Raw genomic sequence first — 20124 nt, 5'->3', positions numbered from 1 at the left:
ATGAAGAAAATTTTTATTGCTGTATTATTGTCACTAATAGTTTTATCCAATCAAAGCGTCCTTATTTCAAATGCCCAGCAAATCTCCAATACCACGTCTATCGCTCCCTATAGTGATGTATATGTTACAAGATATCGTGTAAATAATGGAAAATTACAGAAACGTCGTTGGAATGAAACCAAAGGTGTATGGGCAGATCCATACTGGATTGATGTGAACTATAATAATTAATTCTTATATTTACTGCAGAGATTTTTCATAAAAATATCTTTTAAAAAGAGAGTGGACACCGTCCACTCTCTCCATCTATCTTGATTATTTTCTTAGCACTCCGGCTCGATCAGTCCGTAGGTATTGCCTTTTCTCTTATAAACCACGCAGACCTCGTCGTTCTCTGCATTGCGGAATACGAAGAAGTTGTGTCCCAGAAGCTCCATCTGTACGCAGGCATCTTCCGGATACATGGGTTTGATTCCGAAGTGTTTGGTACGGATGATCTTGATCTCTTCCTCATCCTCAACTTCTTTCTCAATAAACTCCTGACGGAAGTTTCCGCCGTCCTGATGTTTCTCTACGATCTTGTTCTTATATTTGCGAAGCTGACGCTCAATGACTTCCTCCACCAGGTCGATGGATACATACATATCGTTGCTGACCTGTTCGGAACGGATGATGTTGCCTTTCACCGGGATCGTCACCTCGATCTTCTGCCTTTCCTTCTCTACACTCATGGTTACAATGATCTCAGTCTCAGGAGTGAAGTATCTTTCCAATTTTCCAAGCTTGTCTGTCACGGCACTGCGAAGGCCGTCTGTTACCTCGATGTTCTTACCACTGATTGTAAAACGCATAAGCTCAACTCCTTTGTCAATAAATTCACATCCGGGAATTCTGAAAGAATTATTTTCTGCTTCCCGGTTGTATAAGTCCATTATACCATACAGAGGTGCACATTACAAGAAACTATACAAAAATTTTCTATTTTTTATAAAGTTTTTGCATCTTTGTAACAACAATTCACTTGCAGTAAGCCAGCACTTCCTCAAACTTCATCTGGCCCCCGAAGAGATCCAGGGCACTGCCGATAGTCACATCCAGATGGTTTTGGCCAAGCTTTTTCAAGTCTCTGAGGTCGTCAAAGCTTCCCACACCGCCGGCGTAAGTGACGGGGATTTTCCCCCAGCTGCCCAGTATTTCTGCCAGCTCTTTTTCAATGCCGGAGGCTTTTCCCTCTACATCCACGGCATGGATCAGAAACTCCGCGCAGCTTCCGGAGAGTTCGTCCAGAATCGCCGGGGTCAGACGCACGTCCGTAAATTTCTGCCAGCGGTCAGTGACGATATAGTAGGCGTCGTCTTTTTTCCGGCAGCTTAAGTCCAGCACCAGCTGTTCTTTTCCCACGGCATGAACCAGCCGGTTCAGGTTCTCCTCTTTGAACTGACCGTCCTTGAAGACAAAGCTCGTGACAATGACTTGGGAAGCCCCTGCTCTTAAAAACTCTTCCGCGTTTTCATCGTGGATACCGCCGCCGATCTGAAAACCGCCGGGCCAGGCAGCAAGGGCTTTCATGGCCTGGGCCTTGGTTGTCTCGTAATAAGGAGAGGAGGCCGGATTTAAAAGAATCACATGGCCGCCGGAGAGTTTCTTTTCCTTATAAAGAGACGCATACCAGGCCGCATCCTGCTCCGCCACAAAATTCTCCGCCGCCTGGTCTCCCTGATCCTTCAGGGAGCCGCCCACGATCTGTTTTACTTTTCCGTTATGTATGTCAATGCATGGCCGAAATCTCATTTGTGTTCACTCCTGTGCTTTTTTCGACAGTATAGCGCGATTTTCTGAGATTGAAAAGAGCTTTCGTCTCTTTCCCGAAAGCTCTTTTCCCGCGCTGATCAGTCTCCTGCCATTCCGGTACCCGTCGTTCCCGCGCCGTTTCCTGCGGTTCTGCCGCCAGTTCCGGCTCCGTTGCCCGGCTCCATAAGATCATTTCCCAGATCCTCGGCTCCGTCTATGATACCATCTCCGACATCTTCCGCTCCGTTCAGGATGTCATCTCCCAGCTCATCCACAACGCCGGTCTCCGTGGTGGTGCCAGTTTTGCCTTTTTCGGTGGTTCTGGTGTCTTCCGTGTCACTCATGGCCTTCGTGGTCTTTTCGGTGGCGGCGGTCTCTTTCTCTGTGGTCTTCTTCGTCTCAGTCTCGGTGGTGCGGGTGGTGCTTTTCTCGGTGGCTGTGGTGTTGTTATTGCCGCAGCCCACAAGGGCGGCCGCCGATACCACCAGAAGTGCCGTCAGAATTCTTTTTTTCAGTTGTTTCATATACTGTCTCCTTCTTTCTCTTATTTTTTCGTCCACTGAAAGTATTGGCCGGGGAACTCATTTTTATGCGCTCAGTCGTAAAAGTGTGTGAGCCTCTTTCGGAAAAACCGCCTGGTGAACTGTTTCCCATTGAAGGGAAGCAGCGGCGCAAGGTAGCTCCCGCCGGAAATCGTCCGGTTTGTCGCAAGGAAAACGCAGACCAGAACGAAGCCTAAGAGCAGGCCCCACTGATTCAGGATGGCCGTCAGTACGAGAAGGAGCAGTCGCATAAATTTCAGGGCATAGCCCAGTTCATAGTCCGCCTGCATATAGTTTGCCATCGCCACAAAAGCCATATAGAGCATCGTTTCCGAGTTGAACCAGCCGGATTTCACGGCAAATTCTCCCACCACGATGGCGGCGATAACACTCAAAGGTGTCGTGAGATTCGAGGGCGTGTTGATGGCCGCCAGCTTGAGGCCATCGATGGCCAGTTCCAGAATCAGCAGTTGGAAAAAGATCGGAATGTTGATCTCCTCAGACACACGGATAAACTGAAAGTCTTTTGGAATCCACTCCGGATTTTGCATGAGAAGCAGCCAGACCGGCGTCAGGAAAATCGTCATCAGCCCGATGAAAAACCGCGTGAGCCTTAAGTAAGTTCCCGTCACCGGCGGAAAATAGAAATCATCCGCCTCCTCCATAATGTCAAAAACCGAGGCCGGAAGGATCATAGCCGAAGGGGAATTATCCACAAGAATCACGAGTTTTCCTTCCAGAATCCCCGCTGCCGCCGCGTCAGGCCGCTCCGTATACTTAAATTTCGGAAAAGGATTGAACCAGCGCCCCCGGAAAAGGCACTCCGCCAGGCTCTCCTGATTCATCGTGAGGGCCTCCACCTTCAGCTGCTGAATCCGGTTTTTCACCAGGCTTAAGAGCTCCCGGTCCACCCGGTCGTCGAGGTAACAGAGGACAATGTCGGTCTTCGAGAGCTTTCCGGTAGTCAGAATCTCCATTGAGAGCTTCGGCGTACGGATTCTCCGGCGGATCAGGGCCGTATTAAAGACCAGCGTCTCCACAAAACCATCCCTGGACCCCCGGAGAACCTTGTCTTTTTCCGGCTCCTCCACGCTCCGCATGGGATAGGTCCGGCAGTCCACCGCCACGCAGCACGGAATCCCGTCGATGAGAAGACAGGCCACGCCGGAGAGCAGCTGAGTCGTCAGCTCCTCAAAGGAGTTTAAAATGTCCACCTCCACATAGGGGACAAAAATCCCGCTGAAAGCCTTGCCATTTTCCAGCAGAAGTTCCGGCTTTAAGCTCTGAAAAAACTCCATGAGCTTTTCCAGCACCTCATCCTTCACAAAGCCGTCCACAAAATAGAGGCAGGCATCCCGGTCTCCCACCTTCAGTTTCCGCTCCACCAGGTCAAAATTTTTCGTCAGCTGGAGCCGTTCTTCCATCTCATGCCTGTTTTTCTCCAGGCTTTCTGCAATTTCCCGTCTCATGGTCTCCTCTTTTCTCTTCCCTTTTCCCGGGAAGTCTGTTCTGAGAGGCAGTATTTCCTTTTTTGAAAAAATTTATGCTGGTCTAAAAGCGTGTCTGGAAAAATACAATGCACTGAGGAAAAAATTTCTTTCAAATAAGGAGGTTTCACCTTGCAGTCCAAGCCGAAAATCCTGGTACTGAAAATGCGGGAACTGGTCTATACGGGAATTTTTCTGTTTCTGGCGGTGGTCCTGATCGTCCTTCTGGTGCTGATGTTCCGCACAGAAAAGGCGCCGGAGAAGCGGACGTCCATCTCCACCGAGCGCTACACGGCCGGCGTCTACTCCTCTCCTGTGACCCTCGGTGACACGGTGGTGGATGTGACCGTGACCGTCGATCCGGACCGGATCAAAGCCATCGATCTTAACAATCTCAGCGAAACCACCTCCACCATGTACCCGCTGATCCGCCCGGCTGTGGAAGAGCTGGAAGCCCAGATTCTGGAAAAACAGTCCACGAAGGATATCACCTGGGAGGCCACGGGAAAATACACCGCCGGCATCCTCTTAAACGCCATCGAAAAGGCCCTGGACCAGGCGGAAGGCAGCGTGTTTTCCGAATAGTTTTCCGCCGGAAAGAGAAAAAGCGTCCCGGTTTTTCACCGAAACGCTTTTTTCTTTTTCTTATTCTTCGTCGTCTTTGGGATTCTCACGGTAGAGCTTGTAGAGCTTTTCCACAGCTGCATCCAGGTGCGTATCTTTCTGCCCGGAGAATTTTCCGCCGTCTGCCAGGGAAGCAAGAGACGGGTCGATGGGCATTTTTCCGAGAACCTCGGTCTCAAGGGAAGCGGCAATCTCGTCGATATGGCTCTCGCCGAAGACAGAGATCTTCTTGCCGCAATCCGGACAGACAAGGTAGCTGTAGTTCTCCACGATGCCGAGTACCGGAATTTTCATGGCTTTTGCCATGTTGAAGGCCTTGGTCACGATCATGCGTACCAGATCCTGGGGTGAAGAAACGATAACGATGCCTTCCACCGGAAGGGACTGGAAGACCGTCAGTGGTACATCACCGGTTCCTGGCGGCATATCCACGAACAGGAAGTCCAGTTCGCCCCAGATCACATCGCTCCAGAACTGTTTTACCATGTTGGCGATGACCGGTCCTCTCCAGATCACCGGATCCTCCTCGTTGGGAACGAGAAGATTTAAGGACATGACCTTGATGCCGTTCTCGGTGACAACGGGAATGATGCCGTTATCGTCAGCCACGGCCGGTCCGTGAAGGCCGTACATTTTCGGGATGGACGGGCCTGTGATATCCGCATCCAGGATACCTACCCGGAAGCCTTTCTCTGTCATGCGGTTTGCCAGGGTGGCGGTCACCATGGATTTACCGACGCCGCCTTTTCCGCTGACCACGCCGATGACGTGTCTTACATTGGAATAAATATTCTGGTCTACCAGAAAGCTGGTCTTCTTGGAGGGGCATCCCTCGCAGCTCTCCTTTGTGCAGCCCTGATTGCTGCAGCTTTTTTCTGCCATTTTTATATCCTCCTGTGGCAATTTAATAATCTAATCTTCTGCATAAGCATCTGCTTCTATGGATCTGTGGAAAAATCCCAGCACTTTATGCTCGTATTCCTCCCTGTGGAGATAGTAACTCTCCGCGTGGCCTGCGCCTTTGGCGATCCAGATCTCCTTCTCACCGGCTGCGGCCTGATAAATCTTTTTGCCCATGCCCGTGGGCACGAAATCATCCTTCTCCCCGTGAATCACCAGCACCGGAAGCCGGCTCTCGGCGATACAGTCGTTGGAAGAAAAGTCGGAAAAACCATAGCCTGCCAAAGCCTTGCAGAAGAGGTTCGTCAGCCAGATCAGCGGCCTGCTTAAATAGCCTTTTCCGCTCTGCTTCAGCACATGCTGAAACTCCTCCTCGGGAGAAGTGAAGCCACAGTCCTCCACGATGCCCCGTACGGACATGGGAAGGCAGAGGTTGGATGCCATGAGCACTGTAGCTGCTCCCATGGAGATTCCATGGAGGAAAATGTTCTGTTTTCCGTCGAAACGGTCATCCAGAAAGCGCACCCATCGGTAGCAGTCTTCCCGGTCCAGGATGCCGAAGCCGATGTAACGGCCGTCGCTTTCCCCGTGGGCCCGGTTGTCCACCAGAAGCACGTTGTAACCGGCTTCCAGATAGAAACGCGCAATGGCTGCATATTCTCTCCGGCGGTTGCAGCGGTAGCCGTGGACCAGAAGCACCGTGGAATCCGGCTCGCCCTCGCCTTCGAAAAACTCACCTCTCAGGATCAGGCCATCAAAGGACTGAATCGAAACTTTCTCGCTTCCCCGCTCATTTAACCAGCAGTTGCTCTCCGTCCAGAGCTGTTTTCTCTCCGCTCCGTTCACCGCATCCGGGGCCACAATGATATCCGTCGGCTCCTGCTTTTTCCGCACGATGATGTTGTGGAAAACGGCTCCCGCACCGGTGAAAGCTGCCGCCGTCCCCGCTACCAGAACGCCCAGTATGATGTTCTTTTTCTTCATATTCTATCACCTCATATCTCGGTAAAAGTATAACGCTGATGAATCCCGCTGACCATCAGGTCGAAGATCACCGAACCATCCTTTGCCACGGTTTTGTCATAGGTAATTTCCTGTCCGGCGAATTTTTTCTTCACAAACTCGTCCAGATCGTCGGTCTTGATCTCCTCAAAAAAGGTATCTCTGTCCCTGTTGAGCGGACACTGGTTGATGATCTCCAGGATTGCTTCGTATTCTTTCATGCTCTCACCCCCGAAGTTTTAAGATCTCGTCCAGAATCTTTCCAGCGGCTTCTTCCTTGGACATGAGGTCCAGAGAAATCTCCTCCTCCGGCGTGATCATTGTGATCACATTGGTGTCCGTACCGAAACCAGCACCGGCCTGTTTGAGGTTGTTGGCCACGATCATGTCAAGATTTTTCTTTTTGAGCTTCGCCCTGGAATTCTCCAGCATATGTTCGGTCTCCATGGAAAAGCCACAGAGGAACTGACCCTCTTTTTTGTGCTCGCCTAAGTATTTCAGGATATCGTCGGTCTTTTCCAGCTCCAGCGTCATGTGGTCGCCGCTTTTTTTCACCTTCTCGACGCTGACGGTCTGGGGACGGTAATCGGCCACGGCAGCTGCCTTGATGATAATATCCTGCTCAGGCGCGCGGCCCGTCACTTCCTCGAACATCTCTCTCGCACTCTCAATCGGCACGATGTTGACAAAGCGGGGCTTCTCAATGCTGGTCTGTCCGGTCACAAGCGTCACGTCCGCACCGCGGAGCATACAGTTTCTGGCTATGGCGTAGCCCATTTTTCCAGTGGAATGATTCGTGATGTAGCGAACCGGGTCCATGGCCTCCATCGTCGGCCCGGCCGTCACCAGAACCCTGAGGCCTTTCATGTCTTTTTCACAGGCGATCTCTTTTAAAATGTACTCCAGAAGCTCTTCCTCTTTCGGAAGCTTTCCGGCTCCCTCGTCGCGGCAGGCCAGGAAGCCCACGGCGGGCTGGATCACCTGATAATCGTTGAGGGTGAGTTTTTTCAGGTTGTCCTGAACGATGGAATTTTCAAACATCCGGGTGTTCATGGCCGGAGCAATGAGCTTGGGGCAGGTGCAGGCGAGAGCCGTCGTAGTCAGCATGTCGTCGGCGATGCCGCCGGCCAGCTTTCCGATGACGTTGGCTGTCGCCGGAGCGATCATCATGACGTCGGCCTTTTTCGCCAGAGCTACATGCTCCACGCTGTACTGAAAATTCCGGTCAAAGGTATCCACCAGACATTTATGGTTGGTCAGGGTCTCGAAAGTGATGGGATGAATGAAATTCGTGGCGTTTTTCGTCATGATCACATGAACGTCGGCGTGAAGCTTCACCAGCATACTGGCCAGGTTTGCCGCCTTATAGGCCGCGATGCTTCCCGTCACTCCCAGGACAACGGTTTTTCCTTTCAGCATATTTTTCTGTTCTCCTTCTATAATAAAAAAGTCGCTTTGCTTTTAGTATAACATAATACGGGAAATATGACATGTTTTTTTGAAAGTGCGTTCTAATTTCCTTCTTGCGAAGGCAGTTTTCCTGTGCTATACTTTCCCGGTAATTGTATTGTATCCCTTAAGGGAATAATAACAAGGAGAAAATTGAATATGAAAACACAGACAAAAACAACGCAACTGACAATCCTCGGTCTTATGACTGCAGTGCTGCTTCTGATGGCGTACACGCCTCTGGGATATCTGAACATCGGTCCCCTGGCGATCACCTTCAATGTCATCCCGGTAGCGATCTGTGCCATCACGCTCGGTCCTGCAGGCGGAGCTGCGGCGGGCGCCGTTTTCGGCCTCACCAGTTTTCTGCAATGTATCGGTGTGGGCGGAACCAGTGCCATGGGGGCGGTCCTTTTTGAGATCAATCCGTTTTTCGCCTTCATCCAGCGCTTCGTTCCCCGTTTTCTGGACGGTCTGCTTCTGGGATACATTTTCCGTGCAGTGAGAAAAAGTGGCAATGTCTATGCAGCCTGCCTCGTCACCGGTTTTTGTTCCGCGTTTCTGAACACCGTATTCTTTATGACTGCTCTGGTTGTACTTTTTGGCAACACAGATTATGTTCAGGGACTGATGGGCGGAAAAAATGTGATTGTCTTCATCTGCACCTTTGTTGGAATCAATGCCGTATGTGAAATGATCTCCTCCACGATCCTCACCGGAGCCATCGGAGCCGCTCTTTCCAAGGCAAGACTGATTCCCGCGCCGCAGAACAAAAAAGCGTTAGAATAAAGATAGAGGAGCCCTATGATTTTAGCGATTGATATCGGAAACACAAACATCGTCATCGGCTGTATCAAGGATGACAAGATTCTTTTTACCGAGAGAATGTCCACGGATTCCAACGAAACCGTTCTGGAATACGCCATCGGCTTCAAGACTGTTCTGGAGCTTTATCACATCCACACCAAAGATCTGACAGGCTCCATTATTTCTTCCGTTGTGCCTCCTGTAACCAACACCATCAAGGAAGCACTGTTCAAGATCACGCACCATCAGGCCATGGTGGTGGGCCCGGGCATCCGCACCGGCTTAAACATCCTGACGGACAATCCGGCAGTTACCGGTTCCGACCTCATCGTCGGCGCTGTAGCAGCCATCCATGAATATCCTGTTCCGCTGATCATCTTCGATTTCGGCACCGCCACGACGGCATCCGTTGTGGATCGTAAGAAAAATTACATCGGCGGTATGATCATCCCCGGTATCCGTGTTTCTCTGGACGGCCTGGCAAGCCATGCCTCCCAGTTAAGCCGCATCAGTCTGGATGCACCGAAGAAGATCATCGGTACAAACACGGCCGACTGCATGAAGAGCGGTCTCCTTTACGGAAACGCCGCCATGCTCGACGGTATCGTGGACCGCATGGAAGAAGAACTTGGTGAACCGGCCACAGTCCTCGCCACCGGCGGTCTCGCGAGCCTCATCGTTCCCCTCTGCAAGAAGACCATCATCCTTGATGATAATCTCCTGCTCCGGGGACTGAATCTGATTTATAAGAAGAATCAGGAAAATAATCATTGAATGAAATAGAAAGCGGGGCTGTCGGTTAATACCACATTTCGGCATCTCCAGTAGTAATTGAAAGGATTCCTGTAAGAACGAGGTTTATTAGCCTTTTGCCTTGCGAGGAATCCTTTTTTATGAAAAATAAAATTTATTTTTGTAGCCATACTTTTGAGCAGGCTGTTTTTTCCGTTGTTTTGCGCTTTTCATGAGCCTGCAGCTTTATATCGCCCTCTATCCTTTTTTTCACAAAAAGTATGGGCAGAAGCTATCAATCATCCTTTTCGCCTTCTTCTTTTACTTGTTTTATATACCAAAAACACAATATTACATATTTATTGCAGTTTTTTATTTTACATTATACCATTTTCTCTCGTCAGGAGCACTTTTTCATCTCTGCCTCCAACATAAAAAACGCCGCAGAATGGATTTTCGTGTCCGTTCTGCGGCGCTTTTGGTATTGGAAAATGAAACTGGTGGGGTGACATTCCCGCATCTCCTAACAATGGGCGACGGCTGCCCGTTCCGTCCTCAGATTTCATTTTTCAAAATTAGCGATATTTATTTACAATCTCTTTCATCTTCGGCAGTTTCTCTTCCATATCCTTCACCAGCTTGAACTGGGTGCGGGCACGTTCGAGGTTGTGGTTTTCGCGGGCGGTCTTGAAGTAGTGGTCGCCTTCCAGATAGTCAGTGAGGAAACGCATGCCGCACTCGAAGGTCATCATCATGGCTCCGGTGGGCAGGTTGTCCAGCTCGATATCGGTAAGTGCTCCGCCACAGCCCTCGATAAAGCCTTTTACATACAGCTCGTAGAGCTCCAGGTCACACCAGATCCTGGAGAGGTCCGGCTCGTCCTCGGCTCCTGTGCTGGCGCCGAAACGGATGGAATCACCGAAATCGTTCACAGCCAGGCCCGGCATAACGGTATCCAGGTCGATGACGCAGATGCCTTTTCCGGTGGCGTTGTCGATGAGAATATTGTTGAGCTTGGTGTCATTGTGGGTGACTCTGGTCGGAATCTTTCCTGCTGCTTCCAGATCACAGAGGGTGTGGGCGAAAGCCTCATGATCCAGAACAAACTGGATCTCCTCTTTTACAGAAGCGGCTCTTCCACAGACGTCGGCTGCCACAGCCTTCTGAAAGGTCTCAAAACGCTTTGCAGTATTGTGGAAATCCGGAATCGTCTCATGAAGCGATTTTGCCGGGAAATCTGCCAGCTGGCGCTGGAAGTGACCGAAGGAAACGGCACTCTCATAGAAGTCGGAGGGCTTCTCCACCTTATCGTAGCTTGTGGTTCCCTCTACGAAAAGGTACACTCTCCAGTACTGGCCCTCGCCGTCCACATGGTAGGGCTTTCCGTCCTTTGCAGATACGACAGTCAGAGTCTCTCTCTCCGGATCGCCGCCGTTCTCGATTGCTTTCTTTTTGATCCACTCGGTTACATGGACGATATTTTCCATAAGCTCTACCGGTTTCTCAAAAATACTCTTGTTCATTCTCTGAAGAATATAACGGCGCTGTCCCTTCTCTGTCTCGTAGGTCACACGGAAGGTGTCATTGATATGACCGCTTCCGTACGGAGCCAGTTCCTTCAGTCCTGCTTCCGGCAGCTGAAAGGCTGTCAGAACTTCTGCTGTGATCTGTTCCTTCTTCACTTTATTACTCCTCCCAAAGTTTCTGAGGATATCTTCCCTCGTCTTTTAATTTCTGAATGGCTGCTACAACCACCGGTTTGTCCTCTTTATAGGTAACGCCGTACCATTTATCCTCAGATTTCAGCACCTCTACGGTAGCCTTATCCTCTGCCAGAAGCTCTCCTACCACGCTCGGAAGAAAGAACTCACATTTCATCGGATTCTTCGGAAGGTTCTCCTCCAGGAATTTCGGGAAACGACTGCCGATCTCTTTCAGAATGCTGCTGGTGAAACCCCACATATTCATGGAAACAATACTGCCTGCCGGGATTGTGGTCCAGGTAGCGCCGTCGTCCTCGGTATATGCGGTCACATCGCCTCTCTTCTCGATATGGGTGCGCTCGCAGATGCCTACCAGCTGATGATTCTCATCGGTCGTGCAGACGCCTCTTGCCACATGGCCATTCTCAGTCAGGGTGTTCTCCAGGATATAACCTACCATCGTGTAACGGTATTTATCGTCGTCCTCATGGGTGGAGAGATAATTATAAATCTCCTTGAAGGCATGAGGTCCGTAATAATCGTCGGCGTTGATCACGGCGAAGGGTCCGTCGATCTTGTCTCTGCAGCTTAAGATTGCATGAGCAGTTCCGAAGGGTTTCACACGGCCTTCGGGAACAGAAAAGCCCTCGGGCAGATCAGTGAGCTCCTGGAACGCATAGTCCACGTCCATGATCTTTGCCATACGGTCGCCGATAGACTCTTTGAAATCTTTCTCGTTTGCTTTTTTGATGATAAAGATTACTTTCTCAAATCCGGCCTGTTTTGCGTCATAAATGGAAAAGTCCATGATGATATGACCTTCTTTGTCTACCGGATCGATCTGTTTAAGGCCGCCGTAACGGCTTCCCATTCCAGCTGCCATGATTACCAGTACAGGTTTCTTACTCATCTTTATACTCTTCTTTCTGTCTTTTTTTTCGACTCCGAGCGGGCCATGATGGAGGCCGTATACTCAGAGGGTGTCATTCCCGTGATCTTCTTGAACTGACGGGAAAAATAATGGATGGAGGAATAACCGAGATACTCTGAGATCTGGGTGAAGTTCTGATTTTTCTCCCGAATCAGCTCCTTGGCATATTCCACTTTCATCTTGGTAAAAAAGTCGATTACTCCGCAGTTATGCTGCTCCCGGAAGATCTTCTGCAGCTGGGAACGGCCGATGAGGTTTTCCCGGCAGATATCCTCGATGGTCACATAACCGCAGATATGTGCTTTCAGATAGTCCATGATCTGAATATAAGCAGCGGAGCCGCCTCCGCCCGGAGCCCAGATCTCCTCCGCCGGTTTCACCGGGTTGGGAAGATTTCTCCGGATCATACTGAGAAGCAGAAGTTCCAGATCAAGCCGGATCAGCTGCTCTGAGCCAAAGGGTGCATCCTTCTTTTTCTCCATTTTCTTGAGATAGGGATCATCCAGCGGGGACTCGATGCAGCGTCTCGCCTCGGAGATCATCTGTCCTAAGAGGCCTCGCTCGTACTCGCTGACTTCCAGAATACGGCCCTCGAAAAACTTCATGGCCGGGGAAGTGCAGGCAAAGGAAACCACCACCACGTTGGGGGCGCTGACTCCCGTTGCCGCCAGATTGTGGAACTCATTGGGCTTGTGGAAAATCACCTGGCCCGCCTTCAGGATATGGTCCAGAACCTTGATTTCGCCCTTGTCCACGCACTGGAGCTCCCAGAAATCATGGGTTTCTCCCGAAAACTCAAAGTTTTTCATGTATTCAAAATAGTGGATCGTATAAATTTTTCTGACTGTGATCTCGTCTTTCAGTATGATGCTTTCGTATTCCATGTATTTGCGCCTGCCTTTATCTTTTCAATCGGTTAACTACTGTCTTCTCCACTTATCATACCTGTTTCTTTTTCTACCTGTCAAGTGGGGATTCAAGCCATAAAGTCAGGCGATTTTTTTATCAAACGGTACCGGTACCCATGTTTCCAGCGGTAACGATGTTGCACCAGTTGTTCATATTGAAGGGCTGCTGCAGTCCTTCCGGTGCGCTGGGCTTGTAGGGAAGGCGCTCTTCCAGAAGCTCGGGGATCTCTGTGATCTCATCGGCAAGATATGCCAGAATCCGCTTCTGAGCGCTTACCAGTCTCGCATGGAGGCCGCCCAGACGGATGTCGATGGTCTCATAACCATTGGGTTTGCACTCATGGAACCAGATCTTCTCACGGAAATCGTGGTACTGTTCCAGATCCTCCAGGCATACAGGAATCTGCTCCTCAGCGATGCTGGTGAGCCAGTCTCTGTCTCCCTCGAGATAAGCTCTGCGGATGTCCAGACCGATACCAGCCTTCACTGCCAGAAACTCTGCCAGAGAACGGTAGCAGGCAAAGAGGTTTTTGGAAACGGTCACGCGCTCTTCCACAGCCCGGAGCTCTTTTGCCAGTTTGCCGTAATGGCCATAGAGGTCATATCCCTGATACTGACGGTCGAAGAGACCCAGCAGCGGATCCTGATAGAACAGGTGCTTGGACGGGTTAACTGCCGCAATATTCAGCGGATCGCAGCCCGGCAGGCAGTCCAGTTTGGTGAGGAGCATCCACTCTTCCATGGAAGCTTCTTGGAACAGGTGAAGTTTCTCGTCGATAGCAGCGTCCTCCGGCTCCTCGGTGAAACCTTCCTCAGCGAAAAGGATCAGCGGAAGCAGACCTGCTGCGAAAGGAGTCTCGGTACCGTCATCCATCCAGAGAGTCATAAACGCATTGCGGACCTTCTGCTGTTTCATGACGCGCATACCTATCCTGGTGCTGTCGAAAGCTTTTCCGTAATCGGGAACCAGGCCGTTCCAGGTCCAGCCGCCGCCTGCGAAATATACTTTATTGGAGAGCTTTTTATGAAGGCTCAGCATTCTCTCATAGGTCTTCGGATCATGGTTGTAGTAATCCCAGTAAACCATGGTCAGGTTATCGCCGGGTTTATCCTTTTCTTCCCATTCGTAATCTTCCGGAACGCTGTAGTAGGAGCCGTCCTTGGATGCCAGGTTGAAGAACATATCGCTCCACATCATGGGCTCCAGACCGTATTTTCTGCAAAGCTCCTCTACTTTTTCCAGGTGACGTTTCATGATGGAAAGACGGTTGGTAAAGCCGTGTTTTTTCAGATACTCGCCGAGACCCAGGCCGTGAGCCTCGTCCATGCCAAGATGTACTTTCTTTGTGCGGACACACTCGGAGAAGTTTTTCAGCATGCTCTCGATGAGGGCATAGGTCTTCGCTTCCTCGGGAAGCAGGTTGTCTCTGTTGTCCTGCAGACCGTTGCTGGTCGGCCAGCGAAGGAAGGTGCTCAGATGTGCCAGAGTCTGGATGCAGGGAACCAGGCAAATGCCGAAGAGCTCGCCGTAAGCATCGCACTCTTTCAGCTCCTCTTTGGAAAATTTTCCGCGGAAAGCGCCGAAATACGGATATTCCGGAAGCTCGTAGGTATCCTCGGTGTAAAGGAAGATCTCGTTCATACCCAGGAGAGCCATGGTGCGGATCATGCGTTTCAGCATATCCGGTGTCGGAACACCGTTTCTGGAGCAGTCCGGCATAGCGCCCAGGCAGTCCACATAAACGGTCTCCTCTTTCACGAAATCGGCATCCTCAAGATGACTGAAGAGATGGCCGATGCCGCGGAAGAAATGAGCCTTCTCTTTGCAGGAGATGGTCACATCCTGTCCTTTTTTCTCAACTTTTAATTTATTCTCGTCTGTAAATACCGGTGTGATGGAAATTTCGCCCTCACCGTATGCATGTCCGTGCTCTTCCAGCAGGATCGTAAGACCTTTTTCCAGTGTCTCCTGCTCTTTTGTCAGTACAAAGTTCATAAATTTCCTCCTTACATCAATTCTGTATTTTGTAACTTTAGTATAAACGTATTCTTTTAGAAAAGCTATAGGACAATCAGCTCTTCTTTTTGCTTTTTTTGCACAAATTCAATGCTTTACGGCGCAATGTTTTCCATATATAATAGTTCGAGAACTACCAGAAAAAGGAGAACTTATGAGTATTTTAAATGTGGAACATCTGACCCATGGCTTCGGCGACCGGGCCATTTTTAATGACGTATCCTTCCGCCTCCTGAAAGGCGAGCACATCGGCCTTGTGGGCGCTAACGGCGAAGGAAAGTCTACCTTTATGAACATTGTCACCGGCAAGCTCATGCCCGACGAGGGAAAAGTCGAGTGGGCAAAAAACGTCCGCGCCGGCTATCTCGACCAGCATGCGGTCCTGGAAAAAGGCATGACCATTCAGGATGTCCTCAAATCCGCCTTCGATCCCCTTTTAAAAAAGGAAGAGCGGATGAATGAGATCTGCGACCACCTGGGCGAGGCCGACGAGAACGAGATGGAAGTCCTTATGGAAGAACTGGGAACGATCCAGGATGAGCTGACGCTCCACGATTTCTACACCATCGACGCGAAAGTGGAGGAAGTGGCCCGGGCCTTAGGCCTTCTGGATCTTGGTCTTGACCGGGATGTGACCGATTTAAGCGGCGGCCAGCGTACCAAAGTCCTGCTCGCCAAGCTTCTGCTGGAAAAACCGGATATACTCCTGCTCGATGAGCCCACCAACTACCTCGACGAGGAGCACATCGCCTGGCTGAAACGCTATCTTCTGGACTACGAAAACGCTTTTATCCTGATTTCCCACGATATTCCTTTCTTAAATGAAGTGGTCAACATCATCTATCACATGGAAAATCAGGAGCTGAACCGCTATGTCGGCGATTACGACCACTTCCAGGAGGTCTACGCCGTAAAAAAATCCCAGCTGGAGGCTGCCTACCGCCGTCAGCAACAGGAAATCAGCGAGCTCAAGGATTTCGTGGCCCGCAATAAGGCCCGGGTCTCCACCCGAAACATGGCCATGTCCCGCCAGAAAAAGCTTGACAAAATGGACGTCATCGAGCTGGCCGCTGAGAAGCCAAAGCCCGAGTTTCATTTCCGCTACGGCCGTACGCCAGGCAGGATGCTTTTCGAAACCCACGATCTTGTCACCGGTTATGACGAGCCTCTCTCCAAACCGTTAAACCTTTCCATGGAGCGCGGCCAGAAGATCGCCATCACCGGAACCAACGGTATCGGAAAAACCACTCTCTTAAAGAGTATTCTGGGCCTGATTCCTTCCCTCTCCGGCAGCTGCGAACTGGGCGAAAATCTCCAGATCGGCTATTTCGAGCAGGAGGTCAGGGGCGACAACCGCACGACCTGTATTGAAGAACTCTGGCAGGATTTCCCCTCCTACACCCAGTATGAGATCCGCTCCGCCCTGGCAAAATGCGGTCTCACCACGAAACATATCGAAAGCCAGGTTCGCGTCTTAAGCGGAGGCGAGCAGGCCAAAGTCCGTCTCTGCAAACTCATCAACCGGGACACCAACGTACTGCTCCTGGACGAGCCCACCAACCACCTCGACGTGGATGCCAAGGATGCCCTCAAGAGCGCCCTCAAGGAATACAAGGGCAGCATCCTGCTGATCTGCCACGAGCCGGAATTTTATCAGGACGTGGTAAACGAAGTCTGGGATATGAGCCGCTGGACCACGAAGATTTTCTAAAAAGGAGGTCACCTTTATGAAAAAAACATGGAAAAAACTGATTTTCACCGCCCTTTTCTCCGCTCTCCTTCTAGAAAACCCGGCCCTTCCTTTGAAAGAAGCGGTGAGCCTTACCGCAGAAGCCGCCACCCCGGCCCTCTCCCGTTCCGCTTTCCGCCTGACCAGAGGCAAAACGCGGATCCTGCGGCTAAAGAACGCCTCCGGCACCGTCAGGTGGACCTCCTCCAATAAGGCGGTGGCCACCGTCACCTCCAAAGGCGTAGTAAAAGGCATCAAAGCAGGAAGCGCCTTCATCAAGGCCTGTTACAAGGGAAAAACCTATAAATGTGCGGTCGTTGTGGAAGCCCCGAAACTATCCGCCTCCACGCTGACTCTGGAGACCGGAACCTACAGCCAGCTGACACTGAAAAACACCAAACAGAGCATCGTCTGGAAAAGCAGCAATTCCAGTGTCGCTTCCGTTTCCTCCAGCGGCTATGTCGCTGCCAGAAAAGCCGGTACCGCAAAAATCTCGGCCGTTTCCGGCGGTGTCACCTATACCTGCACCATCACGGTCAAAAAGGCCTCCTACACGCCTTCCCAGACTGTTGTCAAGATAAATTACCAGAAGGTCGTAAACTACATCAAAACCAACGGCGCCACAAACGCCGACGGCGATCCCTATATCCAGCTGAAAGACAGCAAAGAACAGAACATTTACTCCATCGTCTATGACCGTTCGAAAAAACAGCTCCGTTTCATCACGGTTTTCTCCGATGACGGCGCCCTGGCGACCCTGGATATGTATGTCAACACGCCGAAAAGCAGCCGGATTTCGGCGGAATTTAACATGATCTACGAGGAAAGCAGCACGACTCCCATCGCCGTCCAGGCCCGCGCAAGCTTCCTCGCCTCCTCCGTCACCCGGAACGGAACCATCTCTTTCACCGTGACCGAGAGGGCCAACATCGACAGGGCAGATGCCGTTTCCATCGCCCAGGATGCCACAAGAACCGGTTTTACAGGCTGGAATCTGCTTCTCCACAAGCGTCTCGGCCTGAGCCTGAAGTATCTGGGCTTCACTTCATGGAAGTAAAGTTTTTCACAGAATTTTCAAATTTTCGCCACAAAGCGGACACAGGGAGACGATAGAATAAGAATCAAGAAAAGCAAACAAAAGCTTTTCCATATAGATTCTCTTTTTCATATTTCGAGCCGAAGGTTCCAGCAGACCTTCGGCCCTCCTTTTTTTACAGGCAGGTTGACTGACCATCTGATTTGAGATATAATTTTCCCAGAACATCCGGAACTTTTCCGGCACTTTGACAAGAAGAGAGGAACAGCTTTATGAAAAAAGTAATCTTAACCGGAGACCGCCCCACCGGACGCCTTCATGTGGGCCATTATGTGGGCTCTCTTTCCGAGCGTGTGAAGCTTCAGAACTCCGGCCAGTACGATGAGATCTACATTATGATCGCAGATGCCCAGGCGCTCACCGACAATGCGGAGCACCCCGAGAAAGTCCGCCAGAATATTATCCAGGTGGCTCTCGATTACCTGGCCTGCGGTATTGATCCCGATAAATCCACGATCTTTATCCAGTCCATGGTTCCCGAGCTTACCGAGCTCACCTTCTATTACATGAACCTCGTGACCGTTTCACGCGTACAGAGAAACCCCACGGTAAAGGCGGAGATCGTACAGCGTAATTTCGAAGCCAGCATTCCCGTCGGCTTCTTCTGCTACCCCATCAGCCAGGCTGCTGATATCACCGCTTTCGGCGCTACCCATGTACCCGTAGGCGAGGACCAGATGCCCATGCTGGAGCAGTGTAAAGAGATCGTTCACAAGTTCAACACCGTATACGGCGAGACCCTGACCGATCCCCAGATCGTCCTTCCCTCCAACAAGGCGTGCCTGCGTCTCCCTGGTATCGACGGTAAGGCAAAGATGAGCAAATCCCTGGGAAACTGCATCTACCTCTCCGATGAAGCCGATGTGGTGAAAAAGAAAATCATGTCCATGTTCACCGACCCGAACCATCTTCGCGTCGAGGATCCCGGAAAAGTGGACGGCAACCCGGTATTCATTTATCTGGAAGCCTTCTCCCGTCCGGAGCACTTCGAGGAGTTCCTGCCGGATTACAAGAACCTGGAAGAGCTGGAAGACCACTACCGCCGCGGCGGCCTGGGCGATGTGAAGGTAAAGAAATTCCTTAACAACGTCATGCAGGCAGAACTGACTCCGATCCGCGAGCGCAGAAAAGAGTGGGAAGCAAGGATTCCGGATGTCTACGATATCCTGAAAGCCGGAAGCGCCGTTGCCGAAAAGAGAGCCGCCGAGACCATGACGGCTGTGAAAAAAGCCATGCAGATCGATTACTTTGGCTGATCTTTCAGATGAAACAATTACACCCGGTCATTATGACCGGGTGCTTTTTTATTCTGTGATTTCTGTATTTTCTGTTGTACCGACGCCGTCGGGCTTCTTTTTGGACCACTCCACATATTCTTCCACATTATCAAGCGTGACCCGATAATAAGGCATGCGGACGTATTTTTCATCCTGAAGCGGAATGTCCTCCAGAGTGAGGCCGCTGTCGGGGTCTTTTTCTGAGAGAACGAAGGCCAGCTTCAGCATGGCTTCCGCCTGCCCCTCCTTGTCGTTATAGGCCGTTCCTGCCATCTCGCCGTTTTTGATGGCTCCGAGGCCCACGTCGGTTCCGTCGATCCCTACGATGATGGGCCACTCGTCTTTTGGCAGTTCCGAAACTTTCAGGGCATCGATGGCCCCCAGCGCCATATCGTCATTGTTGGCCAGAATGAGTTCGATGCGCTCCCCGTACTCTTCCAGGAGGGTGGTCATTTTTGTTTGGGCCTGAGCCCGCTTCCAGTTGGCGATCGCGTAGCCCAGTTTTTCGGCCTTCACGCCCTTTTCCACCAGGGTGTTGACGGAATATTCTGTACGCACAATCGCGTCCTGATGGCCGGCCTCCCCTTCCAACACCACATACTGACAGATGCCGTCGCCGTTCTTGTCATATTTCGGATCGCTCTGAAAGGTCTCCGCCGCCAGCTCCCCCTCAATGATGCCGGAACCGAAGGCATCGGCGCCCACATAGTAGAGCTTTTCCCAGCGCTCAAGATCCTCCGCCACCAGCTCCCGGTTGAAAAAGATGATGGGCACATCGTTTTTCTCCGCCATATCGGTGATCGTGGTCGGCTCCGTGCGGTCCACCAGGTTCACACAGATTACATCGCAGCCCTTCTCAATCAGGGATTTCACCTGCTCATTCTGGGTGGTCTGGCTTCCCGCCGCATCCACCACCTCCACATTGATGGCCGTTCCCGTCTCCTCCTCCAGAGCCGAGGCGCTGGCGTTGAACCAGCTCACGAGCTCTGAGATGAAAGTATCATACTGATCGTAAAGGGTCAGCCCGATCTTCACGGTCTGCACCGTATCCTTTTTCTTCCCGGCGCAGCCTCCTAAGGAGCAGGCCGTCACACTCGCCAGAAGCACCGCTAACATTCGTTTTTTCATT

General features: G+C 51.1%; 20 protein-coding genes. 7 read left to right on the top strand and 13 right to left on the bottom strand.

Annotation, left to right across the window (positions count from 1 at the left end):
* The gene (locus LKD71_RS08850) at positions 1–231 is read left to right on the top strand and encodes a hypothetical protein (protein WP_178045620.1); all 231 of its coding nucleotides are present in this window, start codon (positions 1–3) and stop codon (positions 229–231) included.
* A gap of 92 nt (positions 232–323) precedes the next feature.
* Here the strand turns inward: LKD71_RS08850 and hpf are convergent, their stop codons facing one another.
* The 4 genes from hpf to LKD71_RS08830 all read right to left on the bottom strand — a co-directional run bounded on the left by hpf (position 324) and on the right by LKD71_RS08830 (position 3802).
* Positions 324–851 (bottom strand): ribosome hibernation-promoting factor, HPF/YfiA family, encoded by a 528-nt coding sequence (gene hpf, locus LKD71_RS08845; protein ID WP_227615128.1) that lies wholly within the window; start codon positions 849–851, stop codon positions 324–326.
* Between the two features lie 166 nt (positions 852–1017).
* Positions 1018–1791: a phosphoribosylformimino-5-aminoimidazole carboxamide ribotide isomerase gene (hisA, locus tag LKD71_RS08840; RefSeq protein WP_227615127.1), complete on the bottom strand. Its 774-nt coding sequence runs from the start codon at positions 1789–1791 to the stop codon at positions 1018–1020.
* A gap of 98 nt (positions 1792–1889) precedes the next feature.
* Positions 1890–2315 (bottom strand): hypothetical protein, encoded by a 426-nt coding sequence (locus LKD71_RS08835; protein ID WP_227615126.1) that lies wholly within the window; start codon positions 2313–2315, stop codon positions 1890–1892.
* Positions 2316–2386: 71 nt separating this feature from the next.
* Positions 2387–3802 carry a spore germination protein gene (locus LKD71_RS08830; RefSeq protein ID WP_227615125.1) on the bottom strand — a complete coding sequence of 472 codons (1416 nt, stop codon included), beginning with the start codon at positions 3800–3802 and terminating at the stop codon, positions 2387–2389.
* 150 nt (positions 3803–3952) lie between these two features.
* Here LKD71_RS08830 and LKD71_RS08825 point away from each other — a divergent pair, with 150 nt between their 5' ends.
* Entirely contained in the window at positions 3953–4405 is a 453-nt protein-coding gene (locus tag LKD71_RS08825; RefSeq protein ID WP_173740623.1) for a hypothetical protein, read from the top strand.
* Positions 4406–4465: 60 nt separating this feature from the next.
* Here the strand turns inward: LKD71_RS08825 and LKD71_RS08820 are convergent, their stop codons facing one another.
* The 4 genes from LKD71_RS08820 to coaBC are packed head-to-tail and all read right to left on the bottom strand — an operon-like array spanning position 4466 to position 7765.
* Positions 4466–5326, bottom strand: a complete 861-nt coding sequence (locus LKD71_RS08820; RefSeq protein WP_227615124.1) for an Mrp/NBP35 family ATP-binding protein — start codon at positions 5324–5326, stop codon at positions 4466–4468.
* A gap of 30 nt (positions 5327–5356) precedes the next feature.
* On the bottom strand, positions 5357–6328 hold the full coding sequence (locus LKD71_RS08815; RefSeq protein WP_227615123.1) for an alpha/beta hydrolase: 972 nt from the start codon (positions 6326–6328) through the stop codon (positions 5357–5359).
* Positions 6329–6339: 11 nt separating this feature from the next.
* A complete protein-coding gene (locus tag LKD71_RS08810; protein ID WP_227615122.1) occupies positions 6340–6567 on the bottom strand; it encodes a hypothetical protein in 228 nt (75 codons plus the stop codon).
* Between the two features lie 4 nt (positions 6568–6571).
* Positions 6572–7765 (bottom strand): bifunctional phosphopantothenoylcysteine decarboxylase/phosphopantothenate--cysteine ligase CoaBC, encoded by a 1194-nt coding sequence (coaBC, locus tag LKD71_RS08805; RefSeq protein WP_227615121.1) that lies wholly within the window; start codon positions 7763–7765, stop codon positions 6572–6574.
* Positions 7766–7954: 189 nt separating this feature from the next.
* Here coaBC and LKD71_RS08800 point away from each other — a divergent pair, with 189 nt between their 5' ends.
* Both LKD71_RS08800 and LKD71_RS08795 read left to right on the top strand, forming a co-directional pair.
* Positions 7955–8584 (top strand): ECF transporter S component, encoded by a 630-nt coding sequence (locus LKD71_RS08800; protein ID WP_178045590.1) that lies wholly within the window; start codon positions 7955–7957, stop codon positions 8582–8584.
* A 15-nt stretch (positions 8585–8599) separates the two neighbouring features.
* Positions 8600–9376, top strand: a complete 777-nt coding sequence (locus LKD71_RS08795) for a type III pantothenate kinase (RefSeq protein ID WP_227615120.1) — start codon at positions 8600–8602, stop codon at positions 9374–9376.
* Between the two features lie 533 nt (positions 9377–9909).
* On the opposite strand, the gene LKD71_RS08790 is transcribed toward LKD71_RS08795, so the two are convergent.
* The 4 genes from LKD71_RS08790 to LKD71_RS08775 all read right to left on the bottom strand — a co-directional run bounded on the left by LKD71_RS08790 (position 9910) and on the right by LKD71_RS08775 (position 14872).
* Positions 9910–11016, bottom strand: a complete 1107-nt coding sequence (locus LKD71_RS08790) for a phosphotransferase enzyme family protein (RefSeq protein ID WP_331466421.1) — start codon at positions 11014–11016, stop codon at positions 9910–9912.
* 4 nt (positions 11017–11020) lie between these two features.
* Positions 11021–11947 (bottom strand): nucleotidyltransferase family protein, encoded by a 927-nt coding sequence (locus tag LKD71_RS08785; protein ID WP_178045593.1) that lies wholly within the window; start codon positions 11945–11947, stop codon positions 11021–11023.
* 2 nt (positions 11948–11949) lie between these two features.
* Positions 11950–12852, bottom strand: coding sequence for a helix-turn-helix domain-containing protein (locus LKD71_RS08780; RefSeq protein ID WP_178045594.1), 903 nt, complete (start codon positions 12850–12852; stop codon positions 11950–11952).
* A gap of 121 nt (positions 12853–12973) precedes the next feature.
* A complete protein-coding gene (locus tag LKD71_RS08775; protein ID WP_227615119.1) occupies positions 12974–14872 on the bottom strand; it encodes a beta-N-acetylhexosaminidase in 1899 nt (632 codons plus the stop codon).
* Positions 14873–15047: 175 nt separating this feature from the next.
* Between LKD71_RS08775 and LKD71_RS08770 the strand changes: the two genes are divergently transcribed.
* From LKD71_RS08770 to trpS, 3 genes are all read left to right on the top strand, one after another.
* Positions 15048–16604, top strand: coding sequence for an ABC-F family ATP-binding cassette domain-containing protein (locus tag LKD71_RS08770; RefSeq protein WP_227615118.1), 1557 nt, complete (start codon positions 15048–15050; stop codon positions 16602–16604).
* Positions 16605–16620: 16 nt separating this feature from the next.
* A complete protein-coding gene (locus tag LKD71_RS08765; protein WP_227615117.1) occupies positions 16621–17679 on the top strand; it encodes an Ig-like domain-containing protein in 1059 nt (352 codons plus the stop codon).
* Between the two features lie 251 nt (positions 17680–17930).
* On the top strand, positions 17931–18974 hold the full coding sequence (gene trpS / locus LKD71_RS08760; RefSeq protein ID WP_227615116.1) for a tryptophan--tRNA ligase: 1044 nt from the start codon (positions 17931–17933) through the stop codon (positions 18972–18974).
* A gap of 48 nt (positions 18975–19022) precedes the next feature.
* Here trpS and LKD71_RS08755 read toward each other — a convergent pair whose 3' ends face one another.
* A complete protein-coding gene (locus LKD71_RS08755; RefSeq protein WP_227615115.1) occupies positions 19023–20123 on the bottom strand; it encodes a galactose ABC transporter substrate-binding protein in 1101 nt (366 codons plus the stop codon).
* Position 20124: the final 1 nt, after the last annotated feature.

It is taken from the genome of Fusicatenibacter faecihominis, assembly GCF_020686945.1.
GTDB classification, from domain to species: domain Bacteria; phylum Bacillota; class Clostridia; order Lachnospirales; family Lachnospiraceae; genus Limivivens; species Limivivens faecihominis.
The sequence above is the reverse complement of the archived record's forward strand: the minus strand, read 5'-3'. Positions and strand labels throughout refer to the sequence as shown.